General features: G+C 30.3%; 22 protein-coding genes, 4 tRNA genes and 1 riboswitch. Of the genes, 11 read left to right on the forward strand and 15 right to left on the reverse strand.

The features are described 5' to 3' along the window. Positions 1 to 9: 9 nt before the first annotated feature. Positions 10 to 2,721 (forward strand): DUF4365 domain-containing protein, encoded by a 2,712-nt coding sequence (locus tag EQ921_RS04770; protein WP_128330795.1) that lies wholly within the window; start codon positions 10 to 12, stop codon positions 2,719 to 2,721. 734 nt (positions 2,722 to 3,455) lie between these two features. Here EQ921_RS04770 and EQ921_RS04775 read toward each other — a convergent pair. The 5 genes from EQ921_RS04775 to EQ921_RS04795 form a co-directional block, all read right to left on the reverse strand. Beyond that, positions 3,456 to 3,539 (reverse strand) — tRNA-Leu (locus EQ921_RS04775). Between the two features lie 140 nt (positions 3,540 to 3,679). Beyond that, positions 3,680 to 4,348: a ribulose-phosphate 3-epimerase gene (gene rpe, locus EQ921_RS04780; protein ID WP_128330796.1), complete on the reverse strand. Its 669-nt coding sequence runs from the start codon at positions 4,346 to 4,348 to the stop codon at positions 3,680 to 3,682. Positions 4,349 to 4,519: 171 nt separating this feature from the next. After that, a complete protein-coding gene (locus EQ921_RS04785) occupies positions 4,520 to 5,575 on the reverse strand; it encodes an NAD(P)-dependent alcohol dehydrogenase (RefSeq protein WP_128330797.1) in 1,056 nt (351 codons plus the stop codon). 58 nt (positions 5,576 to 5,633) lie between these two features. Next, positions 5,634 to 7,175 carry a xylulokinase gene (gene xylB, locus EQ921_RS04790; RefSeq protein ID WP_128330798.1) on the reverse strand — a complete coding sequence of 514 codons (1,542 nt, stop codon included), beginning with the start codon at positions 7,173 to 7,175 and terminating at the stop codon, positions 5,634 to 5,636. A gap of 21 nt (positions 7,176 to 7,196) precedes the next feature. Continuing rightward, a complete protein-coding gene (locus EQ921_RS04795; RefSeq protein WP_128330799.1) occupies positions 7,197 to 8,531 on the reverse strand; it encodes an MFS transporter in 1,335 nt (444 codons plus the stop codon). A 189-nt stretch (positions 8,532 to 8,720) separates the two neighbouring features. On the opposite strand from EQ921_RS04795, the gene EQ921_RS04800 reads away from it, so the two are divergent. Next, on the forward strand, positions 8,721 to 9,731 hold the full coding sequence (locus tag EQ921_RS04800; RefSeq protein WP_128330800.1) for a LacI family DNA-binding transcriptional regulator: 1,011 nt from the start codon (positions 8,721 to 8,723) through the stop codon (positions 9,729 to 9,731). Between the two features lie 12 nt (positions 9,732 to 9,743). On the opposite strand, the gene EQ921_RS04805 is transcribed toward EQ921_RS04800, so the two are convergent. From EQ921_RS04805 to EQ921_RS04815, 3 genes are all read right to left on the reverse strand, one after another. Further along, positions 9,744 to 9,816: transfer RNA gene (locus tag EQ921_RS04805), tRNA-Lys, on the reverse strand. Between the two features lie 39 nt (positions 9,817 to 9,855). Beyond that, positions 9,856 to 9,928, reverse strand: a tRNA-Lys gene (locus EQ921_RS04810). A 55-nt stretch (positions 9,929 to 9,983) separates the two neighbouring features. Then, positions 9,984 to 10,056: transfer RNA gene (locus EQ921_RS04815), tRNA-Lys, on the reverse strand. A 118-nt stretch (positions 10,057 to 10,174) separates the two neighbouring features. Between EQ921_RS04815 and EQ921_RS04820 the strand changes: the two genes are divergently transcribed. Then, positions 10,175 to 10,684 (forward strand): shikimate kinase, encoded by a 510-nt coding sequence (locus tag EQ921_RS04820; protein ID WP_128330801.1) that lies wholly within the window; start codon positions 10,175 to 10,177, stop codon positions 10,682 to 10,684. Between the two features lie 25 nt (positions 10,685 to 10,709). On the opposite strand, the gene EQ921_RS04825 is transcribed toward EQ921_RS04820, so the two are convergent. After that, a complete protein-coding gene (locus EQ921_RS04825) occupies positions 10,710 to 11,096 on the reverse strand; it encodes an RNA-binding S4 domain-containing protein (RefSeq protein ID WP_128330802.1) in 387 nt (128 codons plus the stop codon). Positions 11,097 to 11,167: 71 nt separating this feature from the next. Between EQ921_RS04825 and EQ921_RS04830 the strand changes: the two genes are divergently transcribed. Beyond that, entirely contained in the window at positions 11,168 to 11,860 is a 693-nt protein-coding gene (locus EQ921_RS04830; RefSeq protein ID WP_128330803.1) for a hypothetical protein, read from the forward strand. Between the two features lie 244 nt (positions 11,861 to 12,104). Here EQ921_RS04830 and EQ921_RS04835 read toward each other — a convergent pair whose 3' ends face one another. The 3 genes from EQ921_RS04835 to EQ921_RS04845 all read right to left on the reverse strand — a co-directional run bounded on the left by EQ921_RS04835 (position 12,105) and on the right by EQ921_RS04845 (position 14,869). Next, positions 12,105 to 12,677, reverse strand: a complete 573-nt coding sequence (locus EQ921_RS04835; RefSeq protein ID WP_128330804.1) for a 1-acyl-sn-glycerol-3-phosphate acyltransferase — start codon at positions 12,675 to 12,677, stop codon at positions 12,105 to 12,107. 166 nt (positions 12,678 to 12,843) lie between these two features. Beyond that, positions 12,844 to 14,529: a PspC domain-containing protein gene (locus EQ921_RS04840; RefSeq protein WP_128330805.1), complete on the reverse strand. Its 1,686-nt coding sequence runs from the start codon at positions 14,527 to 14,529 to the stop codon at positions 12,844 to 12,846. Continuing rightward, positions 14,522 to 14,869, reverse strand: a complete 348-nt coding sequence (locus EQ921_RS04845) for a PadR family transcriptional regulator (RefSeq protein WP_128153062.1) — start codon at positions 14,867 to 14,869, stop codon at positions 14,522 to 14,524. The genes EQ921_RS04840 and EQ921_RS04845 overlap by 8 nt, the downstream gene beginning before the upstream one ends. 143 nt (positions 14,870 to 15,012) lie before the next feature. Here EQ921_RS04845 and EQ921_RS04850 point away from each other — a divergent pair, with 143 nt between their 5' ends. From EQ921_RS04850 to EQ921_RS04860, 3 genes are all read left to right on the forward strand, one after another. Continuing rightward, positions 15,013 to 15,981: a glycosyltransferase gene (locus tag EQ921_RS04850; RefSeq protein WP_128330806.1), complete on the forward strand. Its 969-nt coding sequence runs from the start codon at positions 15,013 to 15,015 to the stop codon at positions 15,979 to 15,981. A 3-nt stretch (positions 15,982 to 15,984) separates the two neighbouring features. Continuing rightward, complete coding sequence (locus EQ921_RS04855) at positions 15,985 to 16,362, forward strand: hypothetical protein (RefSeq protein WP_128330807.1); 378 nt, start codon at positions 15,985 to 15,987, stop codon at positions 16,360 to 16,362. A 168-nt stretch (positions 16,363 to 16,530) separates the two neighbouring features. Further along, entirely contained in the window at positions 16,531 to 17,484 is a 954-nt protein-coding gene (locus EQ921_RS04860) for a glycosyltransferase family 2 protein (RefSeq protein ID WP_128330808.1), read from the forward strand. Positions 17,485 to 17,492: 8 nt separating this feature from the next. Here EQ921_RS04860 and EQ921_RS04865 read toward each other — a convergent pair whose 3' ends face one another. The 3 genes from EQ921_RS04865 to EQ921_RS04875 form a co-directional block, all read right to left on the reverse strand. Continuing rightward, positions 17,493 to 18,359 (reverse strand): SDR family oxidoreductase, encoded by an 867-nt coding sequence (locus EQ921_RS04865; protein WP_128331158.1) that lies wholly within the window; start codon positions 18,357 to 18,359, stop codon positions 17,493 to 17,495. Between the two features lie 82 nt (positions 18,360 to 18,441). Beyond that, a complete protein-coding gene (locus EQ921_RS04870; RefSeq protein ID WP_128153065.1) occupies positions 18,442 to 18,678 on the reverse strand; it encodes a hypothetical protein in 237 nt (78 codons plus the stop codon). A gap of 19 nt (positions 18,679 to 18,697) precedes the next feature. Further along, positions 18,698 to 19,030 (reverse strand): MerR family transcriptional regulator, encoded by a 333-nt coding sequence (locus tag EQ921_RS04875; RefSeq protein WP_128153066.1) that lies wholly within the window; start codon positions 19,028 to 19,030, stop codon positions 18,698 to 18,700. A gap of 62 nt (positions 19,031 to 19,092) precedes the next feature. Further along, positions 19,093 to 19,291, forward strand: a riboswitch (cobalamin riboswitch). Between the two features lie 124 nt (positions 19,292 to 19,415). Here EQ921_RS04875 and EQ921_RS04880 point away from each other — a divergent pair. From EQ921_RS04880 to EQ921_RS04895, 4 genes are read left to right on the forward strand one after another with little or no spacing between them, the layout of a single operon-like run. Beyond that, positions 19,416 to 21,428 (forward strand): TonB-dependent receptor, encoded by a 2,013-nt coding sequence (locus EQ921_RS04880; protein ID WP_128330809.1) that lies wholly within the window; start codon positions 19,416 to 19,418, stop codon positions 21,426 to 21,428. Positions 21,429 to 21,437: 9 nt separating this feature from the next. Further along, positions 21,438 to 22,532, forward strand: coding sequence for a YncE family protein (locus tag EQ921_RS04885; protein WP_128153068.1), 1,095 nt, complete (start codon positions 21,438 to 21,440; stop codon positions 22,530 to 22,532). 5 nt (positions 22,533 to 22,537) lie between these two features. After that, on the forward strand, positions 22,538 to 23,689 hold the full coding sequence (locus tag EQ921_RS04890) for a YncE family protein (RefSeq protein WP_221410469.1): 1,152 nt from the start codon (positions 22,538 to 22,540) through the stop codon (positions 23,687 to 23,689). 3 nt (positions 23,690 to 23,692) lie between these two features. Further along, a complete protein-coding gene (locus EQ921_RS04895) occupies positions 23,693 to 24,892 on the forward strand; it encodes a cell surface protein (RefSeq protein WP_128330810.1) in 1,200 nt (399 codons plus the stop codon). The last annotated feature ends 15 nt before the right edge of the window (positions 24,893 to 24,907 follow it).

Below are 24,907 nucleotides of genomic sequence, written 5' to 3' on the forward strand. Positions count from 1 at the left end.
TATACGAAAATGAATAAGATACCTACTAAATATACTGAAAAAGTAGCTAATGATTTGCTAAAAGGTAAGTTGAGAGATTTATTTTTAGAAAATGGATTAATCTTAGGTGAGCATATGTCAGAAACCAGTGAGGAAGTAGGTATTGATCACTTTTTTGAGGTATTAAATTACAGTAATAATCATCTATCTTTTTTCCTTAATCAAAATAAAGGCACTAATAGCCCTTTAACTATTATTAAGATTGATGTTGAAAAAAAAATTTCATTTCAGCTTTCCTTAAGACATGTTAAATACTTTTATAATGAATTAGAAGAACCTCTAATTTTCACTTTATGTGATATCCAAAATAAAAATATTTATTGGTATACAATACAGACAGATTCTTCCCTACCTGAAAGAATACTTTTAGAAGAACATAGAAATACAGAAAAGAAGAAAAATAAAAAAACAATACAAATCTATATTCCTGTAAAAAATATTTTAAACCCCACAACTTTCAATAGATTTTTAAGTGACATAGAATATGTCAGGAAGCATCAGATTAGAAAAAAATATATAATAAATGAAAATTTAAAAGCTGACTATACCAAACTTGAAGAAAAAATAGAAGGACTTCATATCATAGATAAGCTATATACAACTATAGATGCTTTTGAGTCTATTAATGTGATTCCTAATAACATTATTTTAAGATTACCACATTTTAAAAACTCTTCCATTTCAGGATTTAGCTTATATACAAATGATAATGAATTATTTGACTTAGTAAATGATATAAAAATAAAAAATGGGAAATATATTTTATCTAATAATGAAGAAAAAGTAAAAAATCAAGAAAAAAAATTAAAAGCTATAATTTATTTTTTTAAAGTTAATTATATAGAACATATACGATGGAAAGGCAATATAAATGATAAAGAAAAAAGCTATGTTTGTATTCATAAGTTGCGTTCATATAAAAAATGTAATTGTGAACGGTGTAAAGTAGAAAGACTTGAATATACTGAAGCAGAAAAATTACTCCAAAAACCTTTAAATGAAAAATCACCAATATTTGAAAAATTAAGAAGAGGATATACTTACTATTTATTAGGAGATTATCCAAATTCAGCATTAATTTTTTTAGACATTTATAATACTGCAAAAAAGAAAGATAACCCAATCAATTATGTTATTTCAGTTTATAACCTTATTCAACTAAAAAGGATTTTAAAAAGTTGGTGGTTAATTAATGAAAATAAAGATTTAATAAATAAATTAGAAGAAATTGAATTTAATATTGAGGAATCTTTTATAATTCAGTATGCTCCTCATTTCTTAGATATTTATAAAGAAATAAAGGATGACAAATTTTATCAAAATTCATATATTAAAATAGGATTAGCATTAGAAGAAATAAGAAAAATTTGGTATAGTGATAAATACGGCGACTGGACATCTTCTTCAGAAGATAGTTATTCTGTATTATTGTCAGTTTTTTATAAATTCTATTCGTATTTAGATTTTAACTTTATTATTTACAATCAATTTATAGAATATAAAGAGCTGTTAATTAAATTATTAGAAGGGGTTTTTGCTTTGTATACATTAAAAAATCCAGAGGCAATAAAATATCAAGAATTTCATTATAGCATAATCAAAATGTGGATTTTTAGCATCAGTTATGAAAAATCTAAATTCTTATTAAAAAAATATAATATTAAAAAAATAAAGCTTATTACTGAAGATAAAGTAATTAATAACATTGAAAATTTACTCCATAACTTATACATCAACTATAATAAAAATAATCAAAAATCTAAATATACAGCTAAAAGAGATGAAGGAATAATATCAAATATTGGATTGATATTATCATTAATTGAAATTGAAAATAGGAGACTAAATAACTTAATAAAGAAATTGATTTCTTTCAATGATAATATAAAAGGAAATAAAAGCGATTATTATCATTCCTTATATTTAATAATTAAATCTAATCCAATAAAAGTTAACAAAAACTATATAAGACTAGTAATATATATGATTATTAATTCAAGTTTTCGTATGAATTTCCTTCCTGAATTGATAAAAATATATACTAATAAATGTCTAAAAAAAGAAATAAAATCATTCGTTTTAAATACTTTACAAATTAAAAGTATAGATGAAATAGTTATTGATAATCATTTACCTTATGATTTATTCTATGACTTATTTGAAACTTTCGATTTATTAGATAGTAAATCAAAATCTAAAATAAACAGTATTATAAACAATACATTAAATTCAAAATTTATTTATGAACTATATTATAATTCTTTAGTATATGACTTAATAAAACCTGATGATAAAAATTTGTTTAATCTGTTTTTAGCTTGTATTCCTGACCAATCACAAGAAAGGAAAGAAGACGATCCTTTTAAAATTGCTCCCGATAATATAACTTTAAAAGAAGTTATAAATGTAATTTATAAATACGATTTAGAAATCACAGAAGAATTTAAAAATCTTATAGATAAAAGTTCTGTTGAACAAAGAAACTATTTTATTTGGTTACTAAATTTAGAAGATTTTGATTATTCTAATTTCAACTCTTATTGGATTTTAGAATGTAGTACGGATTATTACATAAAGGCATTTAAAAAATCAAATAAATTAATAACGGAATTGCAAAAATCATTAAAGAATGATTATATTGAAGGAGTTGCTGAAATATATTTTGATAAATTAGTTAATTAATTTGAATTTAAATGAATTTAGTAATTAATTATTGGGTTCAGCTAACTATTGTTATAGATATTATTGGATATATTGTTAATACAATTTTAGATTATATAATAAAGAGTTAAGATTTAAATTTTTCTATAAACTTAAATCAAAAAAATCATTGAGTTATATACTAAAGTTGCAGAATTACAAATTATCATAGATATAAAAAAAAGAACTAGATCAATATTATTGGGAAAGTAAATTTTATTTTTCAAAAAAAATATTTAGATTTTTTTTCAGAATAGTTAATTATTATCTTTGAAACTAAAGGAGTATTAACGGAATCTCCTGATTTAAAAAATCAATTTCAGAAAATCACTAATGCTCTTATTCAAGAATTCAAAAAAGAAATAAAATAATTATCTAAATTTGAGAGATAAGAGTCTATATATAAAATTGTCCCCTAATTGTTCAAAAGGCAATTGGATTTCTTTCGAGGAGTGGATTTGAATGTTTTTATTTTTTATCTTAAATTTTTCAACTTTTTCATTCAGTTGCTCTCGCTTGATTATTAGTATAGTCTATTGTTGTTGTATATAATATTTTATAGTATTTTTATACAAAGTAGTTATGTAAGAAGAAAGCTAATATTTTTAAAGTCTCTTATTGATAATAGTTTGAAGATGAATATTTAAAAATTAAAAAACAAATATTTATACAACGGGCAGAAAAAGTTAGAATATCGTTTTAACATTACAATATTGTGCTCACGACCGGATTCGAACCGGTACATCCGTACGGACACCACCCCCTCAAGATGGCGTGTCTACCAATTTCACCACGCGAGCTTTAATTGCATAAATATTTGTAATATCACTTAAGGTACAAACAAAGTGTTTGTTTATAACGCCAAAGATATATAAAAAATATACTATACACAAAAAGCAACCATATTTACAAACTAAGTTACTTAGTTACATTGCAAATTCTATAATGTATCAAGTAAACTTCTCATTTTACGAATATTTTCAACCATATCACCAGAGAAAATTGCTTTTCCTGCAACAATAATAGTTGCTCCTGCCTGAACTACTTGCTTTATATTATCCATCGTTATATTCCCGTCCACTTCAATATCTGCCGATTTATCAATTTCATGAAGTTTTTTTTGTATCTCAGATATTTTATTTATTGAATCTGGAATAAAACTCTGCCCTTCCAATCCCGGTTCTACAGTCATTAACTGCACAACATCTATAGGCATTAAAAGGTTTTCTGTAAGAACATCTAAAGAGGTTTCCGGTTTTATGGCTAGTCCTACTTTTTTACCCTCTTTTTTTATACTATTCAATGTTCCCGTTAAATCTTTACAAGCTTCAAAATGAACTGTTATAACATCTGATCCTGCTTCAGCCATTTTTTTTATAAAGCGATGCGGCTCCTGTACCATCATATGAACATCAAATTCTAACTTGGTAGATTGACGTATACTTTGAATCATTTTCATTCCCATAGATAAATTCGGAACGAATGTACCATCCATAACATCAATATGTACACTATCTGCCCCTGCTGTTTCCATCATTTTCAGCTGTTTATCCAAAAAGCGATAGTCGGCTTCCAATAATGAAGGTGCCAGTTTAATTCTTTTTTTCATGTATTAAATCTTATATTTTATTTTTCAACGCCAACACATATTAACTTTATTATAATCAATTAAATAACCCTCTCTTTGTGTTAAAGAAAGGGTATATTCAATATCGATTTCAATAAAATGAATCTTTATTATTTATAATATTCACTTAAAAAACATTAAAATAATTAATCTTTAATCAATTTTGATAATTGCTTTAACCACATTTGATTTATCGTAAATACAAGCTTCAAAAGCATCCTGAATCTGATCCAGCGAATATTCATGAGTTATAATCTTTTCTAAAGGAATTAGTCCACTTTCCACCGATGCTATTGCTTTAGGAAATGTATTTACAAATCTGAACTGTGATTTTATTCTGGCTTCTTTGGCCATAATCAATCCAAAATTGTACGTAATTTCTTCTTCAGCAGCCATTCCTACCAAAACGATCAATCCACCCTGACAGACTACATGCGGCGTCTGAGCTATAGTTACAGAATTGCCTGCTGCTTCAAAAACTACATCAGCTCCTCTATTACCTGTTATACGATTAATTTCGGCTAACAAATCTTTTTCTCTTCCGTTAATCACATAATCAGCTCCTAATTCTTTAGCCTTATCAAGACGTATACTTTCCAGATCACATACAATAACTTTGCTAGCCCCTCTCGCTTTACAACACATCAATATCAATAACCCAATACATCCTGCACCAAGAATTACTACAGTGTCTCCTACAGTAACTTCACCCAATTGCGCAGAATACATACAAGTAGACAAAGGTTCTATCAAAGCACCTACCCGGGTACTAATATTTTTGGGTAATCGATAGCATAGATCGGCCGGAAAGGCCAGGTATCTTTCATAACATCCTTGAACCGGTGGAGTTGCTAAGAATTTGACGTCAGGACATAAATTATATCTTCCTGATTTACAAAATTCGCATTTTCCACAGGTAATACCCGGTTCTACACAGACCCTGTCTCCTGTTGTCAAATGTGTAACTTCACTTCCAACTGCAATTACGGTTCCTGCACACTCATGTCCCAGCATAAATTCCTTATCTTCAACGACAAAAGTTCCACACCTGCCATCATGAAAGTAATGAACATCTGAACCGCAAATACCTACATATTCTACTTTGATAAGCACTTGATCGGTAGTTATTTCCGGCACAGGTATCTCTTTGATGATCATGTGATCTATTCTATCCATAAATGCTCCTTTGTTTTTTACATTCGTTGTCATAACTATTGGTTTTAAAGTTTTAAGTCATCAGTAAAGGCAAATGAATTTTCATATCAAGTTAAAGTTTCGCTAAAGCTGTAAAATCAGCTCTTAAAGAATCACACATACTATCATAAACTGTATGAAACTTTTTATAAACTACACTGTCTTCCAAATCGGGAAGTAGTGAATCTTTTTCTTTAATAAATTGATCACAGGCATCCTGAACAGATGAATAAATTCCTACTCCGGTACCTGCAAGAATGGCTGCACCATATGCCGGACCTTCTTCATTTTCAAGTGTACAAACTTCACATTCGTAAAGAGCAGCCATCATTTTTCTCCAGACAGGACTTCGGCTTCCTCCACCGCAAGCACGTACAGAAACCAGACTTACCCCCTGCTCTTTTAACAGGTTATTGCAATCTGCAAGACAATAGGTTATCCCTTCCATAATCGCCCTGAGCATATGTGCCTGTGTGTGCACCACATTCAAGCCTAAAAAAGCACCTCGATAAAGAGGATCTATGTGCGGGGTACGTTCTCCCATTAAAAATGGTAAATAGATAAGCTTTTCACTTCCGATAGGAACTGTCTGTACCATATTCATCATTGCATCGTAAAAAGTTATACCTTCCTGCTCTGCTTTTTCAACTAAATCAAGACAAAATTTATTTTTAAACCATTCGATAGAAAGAGCTCCGGATTGCGGTCCTCCCATCGTGTGCCAACACCCCGGCACTGCACTACAACAAAGGTGTAAACCTCCACTGGGAATTTCAGTATATTCATCTAAATGTGAATATAATACTGCAGATGTTCCTATAGAAGTAAATGCTTGCCCCTGTCTTACTACCCCGGTTCCTATACCGGCGCAGGCATTATCACTTCCCCCTGCAACTACAGCACAATTAACTGTTAATCCGCATTTATCTGCTATTTCAGGTAAAAGGTATCCGGTTATTTCCTGACTTTCATACACATCTGCCAACAGTTTGGGATCTATCTGAAGAACATTGATAATTTCTTCTGACCAGCATCTGTTTTTTACATCCAATAGCTGCATTCCCGAAGCATCTGATACATCTGTTGCAAATTTCCCGGTCAATATATATCTGATATAATCTTTAGGTAATAAAATATGTTTGCAACGAGAATAGTTTTCCGGTAAGTTTTTTCTTACCCATACTATTTTTGCAGCTGTCCAACCTGCCAGCGGAGGATTTGCTGAAATTTCAATCCATTTTTCCATTGGCATTAAGTCCAGCATTTCTTCTGCTTCCTGACTACTCCTCTGATCACACCAAATGATAGCATCACTAATAAGATTATTTTGCTCATCCAGCATAACTAACCCATGCATTTGTCCGGAAAGTCCTATCCCTAATATATCTTCTGACTTTACTCCTGATTTTTTAACTACTTCCTGTATTGTAGATAAAACAGCTTCTTTCCATACTTGTGGACTTTGTTCTGCCCATCCGTTTTTAGGCTGGTTCATGGAGTATAATTGTTTGGCTGTAGCTATAGTCTTACCTTGTTCATTTATAAGAACAGTTTTGGTAGCACTGGAGCCTAAATCGACACCAATAACATATTTATTTATTTTTTGAAATTCCATATAATTATTTTTTTATGATTTTTATATATTGTTATCTGCAGTTATTGGCTTTTCTTTAATTTTACTTCCATATACTGCATACCAAAACATAACTAATTCGCAGATAATTATGAGTCCCCAGGTCCATTGCCAGGAACCCCAGAAATCTGCTAAAAAGCCTTGTAAAACAGGAAACACAGCTCCACCAAAAACTCCCATCATAAAAACTCCGGAAGCTTTAGAGGTGTATTTACCTAAATCTTTAACAGCCAAAGTAAATATACATCCCCACATAACGGAATGGCATAATCCTACGGAAACCAAAATCCAGAGATTATTTGTAATTATAGCTATTAATGTTAATAGAGCTGCTACCACTGTAGCAATCATCAACTGTAAACGTGGAGAAATGTTATTAAATAATCCGGAAATAATCCTACCAATCATCATTCCTCCCCAATAAAAAGTAGCTAATAAAGCTGGAATGCCTAAATCAATATTTCCAACCATTAAATGTGTTTTTCCGAAAAAAGCCAATCCGCTACCTGTACGTTCTAATTCCATTGCGTGCAGATTTACATTGGTTCCTACTCCCATTTCGGCACCTACATAAAAAAAGATGGCAACTACTCCCCATTTTAGATGGCTAAATGACCATATATTTCTTTGTTTATTATCTTCTTTATCTATTCTTGTATTTTTAATATCCGGCAATGCTATTCGACCGACAATTATTCGGGTAGATGCAATACATAGAGCAATAAGCAAGAAAGGAACCATTAGCTGACCTGCATTGAAATCATTCATAGCAGCTCCTCCAAAAATGACTGCTGTTACGAAAAAAGGAGCAATTGTAGTTCCAAATGAATTCGCGGCACAGGTAATATTAACTCTTTGTACTGTGGATGTATTGGGAATAACATATGCAGATACGTAGGGAATAATTACGGTTTGTACTAATGAAACTGAAGAGCCTAAAAGAAAAGATCCTAAAATAAAAATAAAAAATCCGTAAGGAACTTTTCCATCTCCTATGTTTATAACATATTGACTATAATTTTCAGCTACCCATGAGGAAAGGCAGGTTACAAGTAGAGCAATTACCATTAAAACCAGACCTCTTAATAGTGGTGTTTTATAGCCGTGCCGATTTATCCATTTGCTACTAATTAAGGAACTGATTGCAAATCCTGAAAAAAAACAAAAGGAAATAAGATTAGTTAAGGTATTTTTAAGCTCTCCTGCTTGATCCAGAAAAAGAATTTTCAAGGGACCCTGACATTGACCGTTAATAGTGGTCATAAAGCCTAAAATAAAAAAAACGAAGGTTAAGACAAGATAGGGTCCCAATGTATTGGAAACTTTTGTATCATTCATAGCAAGTAATAATTTGTGGTTATAGACGTAAATTTATAACATGGATAAAAATAAAATCACCGTTTTAAAAAAAATTAGTTTGGAAACGTTTGCGGGAACGTTTCCAAATACTGCAAACGTTTTCATTTATTTCAAATATTTGGTTAAATCTCACGCAAAATGTACTTTTGCTAAATTAAGCCGGAATTTATGAAGCACATTACTATAAAAGATATAGCTAAAGAACTTAAAATATCTATTTCTACAGTATCGAGAGCTTTAACCAACGATAAGAATATTCGAAAGGAAACCAAAAAAAGAGTTTTGGATACAGCAGAAAAACTCGGCTATATGCGCAATCCGGTAGCTATTAATTTAAAAACGGGACGTTCTAATACTGTAGGGGTTATAGTTCCGGAAATTGATACTCCTTTTTATGCACAGATTATTGAAGGTATTCAAAATGTGCTCTATAAAAAAGGTCTTAAAGTTATAATTGCCTACTCTGGTGAAAATCCGGATAGAGAGAAAGAAAACCTTCTTCTGATGGAAAGTTTTATGGTCGATGGTATCATTATAGGCATTTGTCATAAAGATAAAAATAAAAACGAATTTCAACGGTTGATAAATAAGGGTATTCCTTTAGTTTTTTATGATCGTATTCCTACGGATATTGACGTTACAAAAGTAATTGCTGATGACTATGTTAAATCATTTTTATTAACAGAACACTTGATTCGAAAAGGAGCGAAAAAAATAGCTCATATTATGGCTCCTGAATATATGCAAAGTTCGTATGTAAGATGGAAAGGGTATAAAGATTCTTTAGAAAAATTCGGAATTCCATATGATTCCGCTCTGGTTATCACTTGTACCGGGATGCATTTTAAAGATGGGATTAAAGCAGCCCAATCATTAATATCTAAAAAAATATCTTTTGATGCTGTTTATGTTTATACGGATTTGATAGCCATTGGAGTAATGAAATATTTGCAGAATGAAGGTTTTAATATTCCTAAAGACGTAGCAATTGCAGGTTTTTCCGGAACCTTACTATCTGAAATGGTGTCTCCTCCCTTAACAACTGTAGAACTTCCTTTATTGCAAATGGGAAAAGTCGCTGCAGAGCTAATTCTGGAAAAAATAAAAAATCCTGAGAAAGAAAATCAAACCTTGATTCTTGATGCTGAGATAAAACTGAGAGCCTCAACAGAAGGTTAATTAATGAATGAGTGACCCCGGAGAGGCTCGAACTCTCGACCCACTGATTAAGAGTCAGTTGCTCTACCAACTGAGCTACGGAGTCTTAAAAACAAAAAGCCTGAGCAAGTGCTCAAGCATTTAGTGACCTGGCTGGGGCTCGAACCCAGGACCCCAACATTAAAAGTGTTGTGCTCTACCAACTGAGCTACCAGGTCATTTGTCTTTAATAATTGTACAACCTACCATTTGTATGAAAATACAAATAGTAAGTGACCTGGCTGGGGCTCGAACCCAGGACCCCAACATTAAAAGTGTTGTGCTCTACCAACTGAGCTACCAGGTCTTAATTTATTTAGTGTTATTGTCGCTATTTCTGTTTAGCGAGTGCAAATATAGTTACTTTTTTTTTGTATCCAAATAATATCATAAAAAAATCTCATATTTGTAAAAAAAATTACATTATGATTATTTCCTTAACTGGTTACATGGGGAGCGGTAAATCCACTATTGGAAAGAGTTTATCTAAAATAACAAATTTAAAATTCATTGATCTGGATGAGTATGTTATTTTTAGAGAAAACATGTCCGTTAAAGATATTTTTTCTAAAAAAGGTGAAATTTATTTTAGAAAAGCTGAACATTTATATTTAAAAGAACTTTTATCTCAGGACAATTTTATACTTAGTCTGGGAGGAGGAACTCCTGCTTATCATAATAACATGGACTTGATTAATGATAAAAGTATTTCCTTTTATTTAAAAATGACACCTGTAGAATTAGCCGACAGACTCATTAAGGAAAAAAATCACAGACCCCTTATTGCCCATCTGAATGAAGAAAATATTAAAGAATTTATAGCCAAACATCTTTTTGAACGCTCTGTATTTTATGAAAAAGCTATCCATAAAATTAATAATAACAATAAATCGGTTTCTGAAATTTGTACTGAAATTTTAGATCTTCTATCGTAAACTCTCAATTGTAAAAGAAAAAATTTTATTCATCTTCCCATCCGTATTCATCAGTGGTATAATCTTCCAAATCTCTCCGATCCTTTTTAGTAGGCCTACCCAGACCTTTCTGTCGATAATAGTTTTGTGCCTGCATTCGGGTTTTCATTTCTTCAACCTGTTCCGGATCTGTCAAATCTTTTACGTATAAAGAAACTAATTTTGCTCCCAACCTGCTGGCAGGAATCTGAATTACCTGCATTTTATAATCAATCTGATTCTTTCTTATTGTATAAATTTCCCCAATATTCACTTCCTTGGAGGGCTTTAAAACATTTTCACCTAAAGAAACTCTGTTTTTTTTACATTCGTCTGTTGCTAGTGCACGGGTTTTGTAAAACCTAACACACCATAAAAATTTATCTATTCTCATATCATCTAAAAAAATTTATCAATTTTAAATTAAATTGTAAATTAGCACCTAATTTAAATATTTTTATTCACATGATTAAAAAATTTCTTTTATTGGGTGTTATCAGTTTATTTACCGTGCTAACTTCATGCAGCAGTGATGATGATAAAACGAAGACTCTTACTATTGATGAGCAGAATGCTGCGGATGATGCATCCATTGTAAATTTTTTAGATAATTATTATTTTGATGATTTGGGAAAAGTTACCAAGTTTACTGAAACCGTAACTTCTAAAGATAAAGATCCTTTACGTAAAAACGCTAAAAAGGATGCTTCCGGTTTCTGGTATGTTCCTAATCCGGCTGTAACTTCAGCCAGCGGAACCAAACCTAATGGGTCTAACAATATTCTACTTCATTATACTTTGAATTACTATGTAGCTTCTGAAGGAGGTAGCGGATATTCCAGCCAAACAACAGCATCCAGCTCTATTGACGGTTTGGGTATTGCTCAACAAAATCCAAGCTTTTACAAAAAACCTTCGACTGATACTACCAATGTTGAGAGTTATTATGTAATTAAAGGAATTGTTGATGGACTCAAGTATTTCTCTCCAACTAATAAAAGTAAAAATGATCCTTACGATGTGTTACAAGGGGTTATTATTGTTCCTTCCCGATTAGCTTACGCACGAAACTCTAATTACATGAGCCTGAGTAATGCTACTTTTGTTTTAAATTTTGAACTTTATAAAGTGTGCGCTGAAGGCGTAACCTGCGAGTAATTATAAAAGGGATTAATTAATTAATTATTTATTTATTTATATGATATAAATCATATAAATAACTTTTTTCTAACTATATACAATTGGTCGTTTCGGATACGGAACATTTAATCCAGACGGAACAAAACATAATGATGATTCTTTTTGAATTAAACTTTAATGATATTAACTTAGGGGTTAAGTATGTATTTTAATATTTACCACTTTAAAATAAAAAAAAGAGGCTTCTTTTAAGCCTCTTTTTTTATTCTTTTCTAATATAGATTTGCGGGTTATAGTTATCCGGATATTTTGCCATCTCAGGTTTATAAAAACCTTCAATTTCATTAAAAACTTCTTCTACTGTTTTGTCATCTATATGAATAACTTTAGATATACCTGCAATTTTATTTTTGTAATCAGCATAAGCAAGTACTACCGGCACACCTGCTCTTTTAGCTATAAAATAAAACCCTTTTTTCCATTCTTTTGCCCGAGAACGTGTACCTTCCGGAGTATTTATCAATGACATGGATTCTGATTTTTTAATTAACGCTGCCGAGTAATCAACTAAATTATTATGCTGACCTCTGTTAACTCCAATACATCCTAATTCTTTGAAAATAAAACCAAACCACGGCTTAGTGTAAGCATCTTTAATCATAATTCGGTATGGTATTCCCATAGACCAAAAGCATGCAAGACAATAATAAAAATCCCAATTGGTTGTATGTGGGGCACATACTAAGACACTTTTTTTAAAATCGTTTACTGGAATACTGCACTCGAATTTCCAGCCAGCAATCCATAACATAAACCTTCCTATAATTTTTTTCATTTATAATTTTTAAATTAAAAAAGTTCAGCTATATACGATAACTGAACTTGCAAATTTATATATTTTATTTTATTTATTAATCAGCCAAATATAGCCATTATCCAATCCACAACGACTAAAACAATTTTAAATATAACTTGTACCATAATTATCTGTTTAGGTTTTATTATTTTTTTGAACGAATTTTTATACCATCTCTATTAATTGAGATGTTAGTTTCTGATTGTGAATCTGAAATTTCATTTTCAAATTCGGAACAATTAATACATTCCAGATTATCATCAGCAAATTTAAAAACTTTATTTGATAAATTATCATTGATTATAAAAATATTATGCTCATCATGCTCATTATAAATAACTTTTTTTACATTCTGAGTTTTTAAATATTTATTTTTAGGCAGATATAAAACAAGTTCTATTTGTTGTTCTCTGAACTTAGCATTTTTAGGAAGTAAAAAATATGAATCCAGATTTAATACATTTTTATTTGAGTTATAGTTGTATGAAATTTCTGAAAGATTTTTCAATGCTTGTGCTTCTGTTTTTCCAGAAGCTGAATTTATAATTTGTATGTAGGCATTTGAGTCATTACTTTGTCTGATTTCCAATTTATTAGATAATTTCTTTTTAATATTCTGTGAAGTAAATACAATTCCTTTAATAGAGTTCACATTAAATCGCCTGTTATGCATATAGGGAGAAGTAAAATCCGTTGAATTCATAGTTACAGTTAGAGTGTCCGATGGTAAATTCAAAACGTATTTGTTTGCTCGTTCTACATTGCTTGAATAATTACTTACTAAAAATGAGAAGGCAAAAACAGGTGTTATTATCAGCGATGTAAGCCATATTAAAAGTAAAGTTATTGATGCAGCCATATTTAACTTTATTATTTTTTTTCTTGTTATCAATCTTAGTCCGAATAATATCAAATAAAAACAAGAGATAACTATAAATAAGCCACATAAAATAATCATAGTGTATAACTGCCAAGGTGAATCAAACACAAAATCCATGAGATGATAAGGACTATTACTTTCATAAATATCGGACAAGGTTCCGATGATATATGCAAATAATAATAAAAAGCCTATCAGCAAACATATCACCCCCGCAATCATGGAAATTATGTTGACTATCAGTTTAAATAAAGTTTCTAAAAAATGTCCTATTCCATTGCTTGCTTTTGAAATATTATTTTTAATTTTCCCTGATTGCTCAACTAATTCTTCTTTATTAACATATTCTTTAATTGAATCAAAGTTAATCGGCTTTCCTTTCATTTTCAATTTATCTGAAGTTGTTTTGGCCTTAGGTATTACTATTAAAAGAACAATATATCCTAATATAATAGTTGGCACCAGTCCTTCAGATAGCCACCCTGAGAAAAATAATAATAAAACCATCGCTAATCGTAACCAAATGGGCTGGATTCCAAAAAAATGGGAGATCCCGCTACAAACTCCTCCTATAATTTTATCATTAACATCTCTAAATAATTGTCTCTGATAAAATTTACCTTTTTCTGCATGATCTGAATTTTGTTCTTTACTGGAAGTGTTTGAGTAGTCGGTACCTTCATCTTCTGAATTGTATTGTTCGGGTGTCCCCATAATACTAATCATTTTATCTACATCTATATCATCTATAACTTGTCTATGAATACCTAACCATTCAGTAAATAATTCTGCAATACGTGTTTCTACATCTTTCAATATTTCTTCCGTTTCATCCTCTGCCGTATTCAAAGAATTTTTCACTTCAATTAAATATTGATGTAGTTTACTATAAGCATCTTCTTCAATAAAAAAAGATCTGCCACCTAAACTTATTGATATTGATTTATTCATGATTTTTTGTATCTGTACTTTTAGTTATAATATTTACTGAGTGGGTTAATTCTCCCCAAGTCTGAGCTAATTCTTTTAAAAAATTTTCACCTTTGGGAGTAATTGCATAATACTTTCTTGGAGGACCTGAAGTGGATTCTTCCCAACGATAAGTTAAAAATTCAGCATTTTTAAGCCTGGTCAAAAGTGGATAGAGTGTACCTTCAACAACGATAAGCTGCCCTTTTTTAAGCGCATCAATCAAGTCAGATACGTAAGCATCACCTCTTTTTATAATGCTTAGAATACAATATTCTAAAACACCTTTACGCATCTGGGCCTTAATATTTTCCGTGTTCATTTAAAACTTTTAATTAAATAATACAGCAAATATAGTTATTATTTAGTATTATGCAATACAAAGTACTATTTTTTTAAAATTATTATTTTAAAATTAATATTCATACTTTTGTATAATTATTAAAAATACTTTATCTATTAATTATGTCTTCTCCTTTAGTCTCTGTTATTATGTCTGCCTATAATGCTGAAAAGTATATAGCTAAAGCAATAGAATCTGTAATTAATCAAACATTTACCGATTTTGAATTTTTAATTACTGATGATTATTCTAATGATTCAACAGCACAAATCATACAAAATTTCACCCTTCAAGATAAGAGAATTATCTTTATTCAAAATGAAAAAAATAGGGGTTTCGAAGGATATGTTGACAACCTAAATAATATGATTTCTCTAGCAAGAGGAAAATATATAGCGAAATTTGATGCGGATGACATTTGGTTATTAACTAAATTAGAAATTCAGTGCAATTATCTGGAAAAAAATCCTGAAACCGTCTTAATAAGTGCCAATGCTTATGTTATCGATGAACAAGACTCTATAATCGATAAAATTGTAACATCTAGTAATCAAGAAGTTATAAAGAGTAATTATTTAAAAAGCAATCCTTTTCATCATCCTTCCATCATGTTCAGGAACGAAGAAATTACTTACAGATCTAAAATGTTTTATCATGAGGACTATGATTTGTATTTACGATTATTTTCTTCTAATAAAAAGATGGAGAACTTTGAGGAAATTCTCTTTAAGTACCGAATTTTAAAAACTTCACTTTCAAGGAATAATTCAAATTTTATTAACTATCTTTTTAAGTTAAAAACAATAGAATTTTATAATCAAAGAATACAAAATAATAATAAAGATGAATATGACTCTTTCAATCCCCAAGACTTTATTCAAATAAACAATCTTAACTATAACTCTAAAGAAAGTGATCTGAAGTTAGGTCTAAAGGCTACACTGGTATTAAACGATTATATGAATTTCAAAATAATTGCCCGCAAATACAATCGTACTTCTTCTAATAAATTATTTATGCTAATCAGCTCTTTCATCTGTCTTAACAAAAATACTTTTGGATTAGCACATACACTGTATTCTAAATTATAAAAGATGGATATTCTTATAAAATCATTTAGTAGACCATATTATCCAGATAGATGTTTATTCAGCATTTATAAAAACATTAAAGATTTTAAAAATATACTTTTTAAATATCAGGAAGTTAATATAATAGAATCAGAAGCTTATTTAAAGAAAAATAAATCTATTGAAAAAAAACCTAAAACAGGAAAAAAAATTAACGGTTTTGAAATTCATTCTAAACTATGGATTGATTCTGTTACAAATAGTTCCAACTATGTTATTAGTACTGAAAATGATGTTTGGTTTACAAAATCAAATAACGTAAATCTTCTTTTAAAAATAATGAAAGATAAAAATATTTATCTACTTAAATTAAGTTGGTTTGGAAAGAAAAAAAGAGAATAAAATATCAATGACAACAGCCAGTGATATTTTAGGAATCAAATCGACTTATTCACTGCTACTTATTTATAATTAATATGTATTTTTTTAATCTCATAAACAAACTATTTCAAAATTTTGTTTTACGTAAAAACTTGTTAACATCAATCTTTTCTTATAAAAAATAAATATATGAAACCATTAGTAAGTATTATTTCAACATTTTATAACTCTGAAAAGTTTATTAAAAATGCTATGGACTATTTGCTTAATCAAACCTATTCGAATATAGAATTTATATGTGTGAATGACGGATCTGTTGATAATACTTTATCCATACTAACCAATTATTCAAAACAAGATTCCAGAATAAAGATTATAAATAAAAAAAATGAACGAGCTGCTCATTATGCAAGAGCCGCAGGTCAGGATATAGCTAGTGGGAAGTATTGTTTTTTATTTGATCATGACGACAAAATAAGTCTTGACCTTATTGAGTGTGCTGTAAATGAACTGGAAAAAAATGTGTTTGATATGGTTTCTCCTACAGTAATATCAAATGATAATTCTTTTTTGTTATCTCAACCTATTTCTGGTCTTGATGCTTTCAAGTTGACAATAGGAAACTGGAAAATACACTTAAGACCCATAATGAAAAGAGAAATTTTTCAATCTGTTTCTTTTAGAGATTTACCTCATGCAATTCTTAATGGTGATGAATATATTGATAGAAAAATCTTATTAAATTGTAAAAACATAGGTTTCTGTAATGGGACTTATTATTACACTCCTCATGAATTTTCTGAAACTAAAAATCAATCTGTTAGATTAATCGGAACTCTGGAAACTGATATTTTACTAAAAAAACTATTATGTGATATAAAATTATATGATGAGCTAAAATATAATTTAGAAAAATATAACCTGAGACATTTATTTGCCATGTTCAATTTATTGATGCAACTTAAGGGTAATATTTCTAAAGACGAATATGATATGAATATGTCTTTAATCAGAAAAGCTTATCATAATATCAACAAAAAATATATTCTTAAAATTACTAAAAATTTAAAAGTTAAAATTTATTATTCAATTATTTTATTTAGGTTCAACATATTATACAATTGGATTAAAATTAAAAATTAATATAAAATTTATTCCCGTTTTATACTTATTTCATCCCATTCTTCAGGGGTAATTTGGTCAAATATATTAAATTCTCCAGCACCTTGAAGCCATTCTCCTCCATCGATAGTTATAACTTCTCCGTTTATAAATGAAGAATAATCTGAAATAAGAAAAGCTGCTAAATTGGACAATTCCTGATGTTCACCTACTCTTTTCAATGGGTTTTTACTAGTTAAATCAAATTTTTCTTTTAAATGCCCAGGTAATAACCGTTCCCAGGCTCCTTTAGTGGGAAAAGGACCCGGAGCAATCGCATTAAACCTTATCTTGTATTTCCCCCATTCCACAGCCAAAGAACGTGTCATTGCTAGAACTCCTGCTTTAGCCATTGCTGATGGGACAACATAACCAGAACCTGTCCATGAGTAGGTAGTTACAATACTCAACACGGTACCTGGCAAGTTATTCTTAATCCAATATTTACCTATTGCCAACGTACAATTTTTACTACCTTTTAACACAATATCAATTATTACATCAAAAGCCCTGGATGATAATCTCTCAGTCGGAGATATAAAGTTTCCAGCAGCGTTATTTACTAAGATATCAATTTTACCCAAATGATCAATTACAAAGTTAACCATAGTTTCAACAGCCTCATATTCTCTAACATCCAAAGCATAAGTAAGAATTTCACCCTGCTTACATTCAGTTCTTAACTGCTGAGCAGTCTCTTTTAATTTATCTGAATTTCTGGAAACAATGACTACTTTAGCTCCCAATGTAAGAAAATATTGTGTCATGGATTTTCCCAAGCCCGTTCCTCCTCCCGTAACTATAACCACTTTTCCTTCAAGTGTTCCGGGCATCATCATTCCTTGATTATAGTTCATCATTTATATGTTTTGTTTATAGTAAATATAAAAAAAATAAGCAGTGATACTGCTTATTTTTCCATTTTTATTTTATTAAAAATTAATTTTCATCTTCCTCTTCGTACTTATCAATTTCGGCATCGCAAAAATCAAAAGCTTGCTGAAGTAATTCGTTTACCTCATTGGTAACATCTTCTTCTTCTCCTTCCAATTGATCGAACCATTCTACTTCTTCTTCCTCTACGTTTAAAATAAAACGAGGATATTCTGTGTGTACTACAAACAAGTCATCAGGAAAGTTAGAGTTGTCTGCAATTAAAAATTTTGGTAATTCCATTTTCTATTTAAATTTAAATTTAATCGTCTAATAAATCTTTTAGCTTAATCAGTTCTGCCTTAACCGCTTGTAAACGGGTAATAATTTCTATTTTTTTTGATATATTTGATTGAGTACTCAATACGGTTCTTGCCCCATCTAAAGTATACCCTTTTTCCTTAACCAAATGATATATGAGTCTAAGATTTTTTATATCTTCCGGTGTAAAAAATCTATCTCCTTTTTTATTTTTTTTTGGAGCAATTATATCGAACTCCTTCTCCCAGAATCGTATAAGAGAAGTATTTACCTGAAAAGCCTGTGCGACTTCTCCAATTGAGTAATACAATTTTTCAGGAAGTTGGATATTCATGATTCAAATCTATGATATTTTATTTACTTAATAAAAAATAATTGGCGAAGTAATTTAAATCTTTATATTTGTAAGTGATTGGTGTTTATCTGTTTTTATTTTCAAACAATATAAACTTAAAGGGAAATCCGGTGTAAATCCGGAACAGGCCCGCTACTGTAATCTCGCTATGTAATTTCAGAGATGTATTGAATCTATATTCATATACAATTCTTTTAAATGGGGAAAGTCAGAAAACCTGCCAAATCTATCGAAATATAGTTTTATAAGCTTTCGAGGAACAAAGCTGTAAACAATTTAAGTAATATTAAAGTGTATTGCTTTTGCTGTTTATTCACTTATTCCAAGCTGCAAATTTATATTTCATAAATATAGCTAATTACGAATGAACAGGAATAACAACATATTATTTTCCATAACCTTAATTTTTATTTCCACTTTTCTTTTTTCCCAGAATATTACTGATTCTGAAGAAAAAGACATTTCTGAGATTATTATTGAAGGAAAGAAACAAAATGATAATATAATTCCATATCAAAAGTTGTCCGGTAAAGAATTGGAAAAACTTAACAGCGTTACTGTTGCTGATGCTATCCGATTTTTTTCAGGTGTACAGTTAAAGGATTACGGAGGTATAGGCGGAATGAAAACGGTTAATATAAGAGGAATGGGTAGCCAGCACGTAGGTGTGTTTTATGACGGAATTCAGTTAGGTAATGCCCAGAACGGAACTGTTGATTTAGGAAAATTTTCATTAGACAATCTGGAATCCATTTCGTTGTACAATGGTCAGAAAAGTCAAATTCTTCAGACAGCTAAAGACTATAGTACTGCAGGAAGTATTTACTTAAAAAGTAAAAAGCCTGATTTTAAAATAAATAAAAAAACTAATTTAATAGTTAGTTATCGATCAGGTTCATTTTCACTTGTAAATCCTTCATTTATATGGGAGCAAAAAATTTCACCTTTTATTAGTACCTCTCTAAGTATTGACTTTCTCAATTCAAGCGGAAAATATAAATTTCGTCAGACTATGAGGACCTCAGGAGGTGCTATCGCTTGGGATACCACTGCAATCCGAAAAAATGGAAACATAAATGCAATAAGAGCAGAGGCAGGTATATTTGGAAATATTTACCGCGGAAAATGGAATTTTAAAAGCTATTTTTATGACTCTGAAAGAGGCATTCCTACGGCTATTGTTAAAAACGTATATGAAAAAAAACAAAAACAATGGGATACAAATTTTTTCATTCAGGGTTCTTTTGAAAAAGAAATAACTGATAAATACAAACTACTCCTAAACAGCAAATTTGCATATGACTATACTCATTATCTTAGCAATGATGAGTCTACTAAATACATAAATAATATTTATAAGCAAAAAGAATTTTATTTTTCACTAGCTCAAAAATATTCTTTATTACCATTTTGGGATTTAGGATTATCCGCAGACTATCAATATAACTCTCTGGATGCTAATCTTTACCAATTTGCTTACCCGGAAAGAAACACAGAACTTGTAGCACTGGCTAGTAATATTCAATTAAAACGCCTGAAATTTCAGGCCAGTGTTTTAGGAACATTTATTCAGGAAAAAATAAATAATAAATTATCTACACAGGCTTCACCTGATAAAAATGAATTTACTCCTACTCTTTTTCTTAGTTATAAGCCTTTTATCAAGAGTGATTTTACACTTCATGGCTTTTATAAGAGAATATTCAGGGCACCTACTTTTAATGATCTATACTATACTGAAATCGGCACTTCTAATTTAAAACCAGAATATACAACACAGTATGATTTCGGAATTAATTACAGTCAGGACTTTTCTTCCTCTGTAGTCAAAAATTGGGGATTTTCTGCCGATATCTATTATAATGAAGTCAGAGATAAAATTATTGCATTGGCTATACAGCCTTTCAGGTGGTCTATGATCAATTTAGGTGAAACTCGTATTAAAGGTATAGAAATATCTACCCAGACATCGGTATTAATTCAGAAAGAGATGTTGATTAATCTGAAAGCAGTTTATACTTATGAAGATGCACAGGATGTTACATCACCTAAAGATAGTTATTATAAAAATCAAATTCCATATATACCATGGAACAGTGGCAGCTTATTGGCTGGGCTGATATTTAAAAACTGGGATTTAAATTACAGTTTTATATACACCGGTGAAAGATACAATATGTCTGCTAATATTCCAGATAATTACGAAAAAGAATGGTATACCCATGATTTATCTCTATCTCATACCATTCAAGCCAATCATTTTAAGTTTAAAATAGCGGCTGAAGTTAATAATATTTTCGATAGACAGTATTATGTTATAAGAAATTATCCTATGCCTGGAAGAAATTACAGGCTTTCATTACGTATAAATTTATAAATTAAAAATATGAACTTTAAAAAATTACTTTTTCTTTTATTTGCAGTATTCAGTCTTATTTCCTGTAATAACGATGATATTTGGAGTGAGGCTTCCGACACAGTCACTTTAGGCAACGGATTATTTGTTCTAAATGAAGGTGCCATGGGTAATAATAACGCCTCACTGGATTTTTTAAATCTGGATACCGGAGAATATACATTAAGTGTTTATACAAAGGTAAATCCTGATATAGTAAATAAGCTGGGTGATATTGGTAATGATCTTCGAATATATAATGGAAAACTCTATGCGGTAATCAACGGTTCTAATTATATTGAAGTTATGGACGCCCAGACCGCCAAACATCTGGGACAAATAAAAATCAACAATTGCAGAAGCATTGTCTTTAATAATGGGTATGCCTATGTTACTTCATTTAACGGTCCTATTGTTTCCGGTCAAAAACGAACTGGTATTGTTTATAAAATAAATACTGCCGACTTATCTATAGTTAATGAAGTTGCCGTGGGTTATCAGCCGGAAGAAATGGCTATTGCCAATAATAAATTATATGTAGCTAACTCAGGAGGATATACACAGGATGATTTAGATAATACTGTATCTATTATTGATTTAAATACCTTTACGGAAACTCAGCGTAAAGTGGTTGCTCCTAATTTGTGGAGAGTGAGAACCGATAAAAATAATAAGGTATGGATTTCATCTAGAGGCAATGCACCCGGTTTGTCTGTTTTATCTCCGGAAAATGATGAAATAATAAAAACTTTTAATATTACGGTAAGTGATATGGCTTTTTATCAGGATAAACTTTATTACTATGGTACCGAATGGGTGGGCAGTACATCAACTAATCAATATGGGGTGATTGATATTACTACTCAAATAAAAATTGCTGATCGCTTTTTGGATGAATCCACACAATCTGAAATTAAAACTCCTTATGGTATAACTATCAACCCTAAAAATGGTGATATATTTATTGCAGATGCAACCAATTATTATTCACCAGGTAAATTGTACCGATTCAATTCAAGCGGAACTTTATTATCTGAAAATCAGACAGGAGTTATACCGGGACATTTCGCTTTCTTAACTAAATAGTTTCCATGAAAACTAATTATATAAAAAACGTAGGGATACTTTGTTTATCCCTTTTCGTTTTCTATTCATGTCACAATGATGAAATTTCGGCATTGGAACCTGAAAACGACCGTATCACTACTCCTGAAGATATTAATACGGATGGATTATATATTCTTAATGAAGGAAATATGGGCTATAATAAAGCATCTATAGATTATTTCGATTATACTAAAGGAACTTACTCAAAAAATATTTATGGAAAAGCTAATCCTTCAGTAGTTGGAAATTTAGGAGATGTAGGCAATGATATTCAAATATATGGTTCTAAACTATATGCAGTTATCAACGTATCTAATTACGTTGAAGTAATGAATGCGAAAAATGCAACACATATAGCAGAAATTAAAATTCCTAATTGCCGTTATATAATATTTGATAAAGGGTATGCATACATCTCATCGTATGCAGGGCCTGTAGGAATGGATCCTAACGCCCAGTTGGGGTATATAGCCAAAGTAGACACTGCTACTTTTGAGATAATTTCAAAAGAAACAGTGGGTTACCAACCAGAAGAGATGGCTATAGCTAATAATAAATTATACGTAGCCAATTCCGGAGGTTATCGTGCTCCTGACTATGATCACACTGTTTCTGTCATCGATCTTTCTACTTTTAAAGAAATAAAAAAAATAGAAGTGGATATTAATTTATGGAAAATAAAAAAAGATAAAAATAATAAACTTTGGGTTACTTCTCGCGGAAACTACAACGATATTCCTTCTAAGACTTTTATTATTGACCCCGAAACGGACAACGTTGAAAAAAAATTAGATATTCCAATTTCTGATATGGCTTTTATAGACGATAAAATTTATTTTTTTAGTTACCAATGGAGTACAAAAGATAAAATTAAAACTTATGGTATCATTGATATAAATACTCAAAAAATAATTTCTGACCAATTTATCAAAAATAATATAGAAAGCCAGATAACTGTCCCTTATGGCATAACGATAAATTCCGATAATGGAGATATCTTTATAACTGATGCTAAAAATTATGTAAGTCCCGGAACAATTTATTGCTTTGATAAATTTGGTTATTTAAAATGGAAAGCCGTTACCGGAGATATTCCCGGACATTTTGCCTTTTTACCTAAAAACTTAAAAAAATAGCCTATGAAAAAAATTATTTATATTTTTAATTTTACTTTACTTTTAGCTTCTACTATTAGCTGCTCTGGTGATGATTCTTCGGATACGGAACAAACAGAAAACATTGGAATTAATGACAGCTACAGTGTTAATAGATTAAAATTGTTGACTCTATCCCCACAATCAACGGCCGAATCCCCTACCACATTTGAATGGATTATTCAAAGCAAAACTACCCTAAAGGACTCTGTTAATATTAAAAATCAACAGTTGGAATTTCTTGCTTTGTATACAGGAGTATATCCTGTAATTTTAAAAATTACTCGGGGAAATGATGTCTTTACTAAACAAATATACATTTATGTAACTTTAGAAACGCCGTCTTACAGTCGTTATATTTCAAAAGTATATGATTTTTTTCCTGCTGTTGGCCAATTTACTAATACTTTACCTGAATGGATAGCTGGTGATTCAAGGGAAACTATGATAAAAAAAGCAGACCAGACATTAACAGGTCCCAATCCCGGAATGATTAGTTTAGGTGGATTTGGCGGTTATGTTATTTTTGGTTTTGACCATACTATAATTAATATAAAAGGAAAAAAAGATTTTAAAGTTTTAGGTAATGCCTTCTGGAGTAATGCTCTACCGAATGAAAGAGGTGGAAGTAGTGAGCCCGGTATTATAATGGTTTCTTATGATAAAAATAAGAATGGTATTCCGGATGATGATTGGTTTGAAATAGCTGGTAGTGAATATTATAAACAAGAAACTATTAAGAACTATTCTCTGACATATTATCAGCCACAAAAGCCTGAAACGGCTGAGGTAAATCCAACTTACATAAAATGGATGGATAATCAGGGAAATAAGGGTTTTAAAACAAAAAATCAATTTCATTCACAAAGCTATTACCCTGAATGGGTTAATTCGTCATCTTTAACATATACAGGAACCAAGCTACAGGATAATTATTACGATCTTAGCGGAAATGGTACTAACTGGATAGGAAAATCTTATGAATTTGGATATGCTGATAATGTACCCAACGACGATGATGCTTCGAATATTGATATAGACTGGGCGGTAGATAAATACGGAAATAAAGTGAGTTTACCCGGTATTGATTTTATAAAGGTTTATACAGGCGTCAATCAGGAAGCCGGAAATTTAGGAGAGGTTTCAACGGAAGTTACCGGAGCTTACGATCTTCATATAAAATAACAACAACAATAATAA

This window comes from Apibacter sp. HY039, assembly GCF_004023655.1.
Taxonomy (GTDB): domain Bacteria; phylum Bacteroidota; class Bacteroidia; order Flavobacteriales; family Weeksellaceae; genus Apibacter; species Apibacter raozihei.

What these genes read in the sequence shown, in the direction of transcription:
- EQ921_RS04795 (WP_128330799.1), bottom strand. Translation starts at nt 8,531, where the DNA reads ATGAATGATACAAAAGTTTCCAATACATTGGGACCCTATCTTGTCTTA.
- EQ921_RS04840 (WP_128330805.1), bottom strand. Translation starts at nt 14,529, where the DNA reads ATGAATAAATCAATATCAATAAGTTTAGGTGGCAGATCTTTTTTTATT.
- EQ921_RS04800 (WP_128330800.1), top strand. Translation starts at nt 8,721, where the DNA reads ATGAAGCACATTACTATAAAAGATATAGCTAAAGAACTTAAAATATCT.
- EQ921_RS04860 (WP_128330808.1), top strand. Translation starts at nt 16,531, where the DNA reads ATGAAACCATTAGTAAGTATTATTTCAACATTTTATAACTCTGAAAAG.
- EQ921_RS04880 (WP_128330809.1), top strand. Translation starts at nt 19,416, where the DNA reads ATGAACAGGAATAACAACATATTATTTTCCATAACCTTAATTTTTATT.
- EQ921_RS04890 (WP_221410469.1), top strand. Translation starts at nt 22,538, where the DNA reads ATGAAAACTAATTATATAAAAAACGTAGGGATACTTTGTTTATCCCTT.
- EQ921_RS04865 (WP_128331158.1), bottom strand. Translation starts at nt 18,359, where the DNA reads ATGAACTATAATCAAGGAATGATGATGCCCGGAACACTTGAAGGAAAA.
- EQ921_RS04825 (WP_128330802.1), bottom strand. Translation starts at nt 11,096, where the DNA reads ATGAGAATAGATAAATTTTTATGGTGTGTTAGGTTTTACAAAACCCGT.
- EQ921_RS04770 (WP_128330795.1), top strand. Translation starts at nt 10, where the DNA reads ATGAATAAGATACCTACTAAATATACTGAAAAAGTAGCTAATGATTTG.
- EQ921_RS04875 (WP_128153066.1), bottom strand. Translation starts at nt 19,030, where the DNA reads ATGAATATCCAACTTCCTGAAAAATTGTATTACTCAATTGGAGAAGTC.
- EQ921_RS04820 (WP_128330801.1), top strand. Translation starts at nt 10,175, where the DNA reads ATGATTATTTCCTTAACTGGTTACATGGGGAGCGGTAAATCCACTATT.
- EQ921_RS04870 (WP_128153065.1), bottom strand. Translation starts at nt 18,678, where the DNA reads ATGGAATTACCAAAATTTTTAATTGCAGACAACTCTAACTTTCCTGAT.
- xylB (WP_128330798.1), bottom strand. Translation starts at nt 7,175, where the DNA reads ATGGAATTTCAAAAAATAAATAAATATGTTATTGGTGTCGATTTAGGC.
- rpe (WP_128330796.1), bottom strand. Translation starts at nt 4,348, where the DNA reads ATGAAAAAAAGAATTAAACTGGCACCTTCATTATTGGAAGCCGACTAT.
- EQ921_RS04845 (WP_128153062.1), bottom strand. Translation starts at nt 14,869, where the DNA reads ATGAACACGGAAAATATTAAGGCCCAGATGCGTAAAGGTGTTTTAGAA.
- EQ921_RS04835 (WP_128330804.1), bottom strand. Translation starts at nt 12,677, where the DNA reads ATGAAAAAAATTATAGGAAGGTTTATGTTATGGATTGCTGGCTGGAAA.
- EQ921_RS04850 (WP_128330806.1), top strand. Translation starts at nt 15,013, where the DNA reads ATGTCTTCTCCTTTAGTCTCTGTTATTATGTCTGCCTATAATGCTGAA.
- EQ921_RS04855 (WP_128330807.1), top strand. Translation starts at nt 15,985, where the DNA reads ATGGATATTCTTATAAAATCATTTAGTAGACCATATTATCCAGATAGA.
- EQ921_RS04885 (WP_128153068.1), top strand. Translation starts at nt 21,438, where the DNA reads ATGAACTTTAAAAAATTACTTTTTCTTTTATTTGCAGTATTCAGTCTT.
- EQ921_RS04830 (WP_128330803.1), top strand. Translation starts at nt 11,168, where the DNA reads ATGATTAAAAAATTTCTTTTATTGGGTGTTATCAGTTTATTTACCGTG.
- EQ921_RS04785 (WP_128330797.1), bottom strand. Translation starts at nt 5,575, where the DNA reads ATGACAACGAATGTAAAAAACAAAGGAGCATTTATGGATAGAATAGAT.
- EQ921_RS04895 (WP_128330810.1), top strand. Translation starts at nt 23,693, where the DNA reads ATGAAAAAAATTATTTATATTTTTAATTTTACTTTACTTTTAGCTTCT.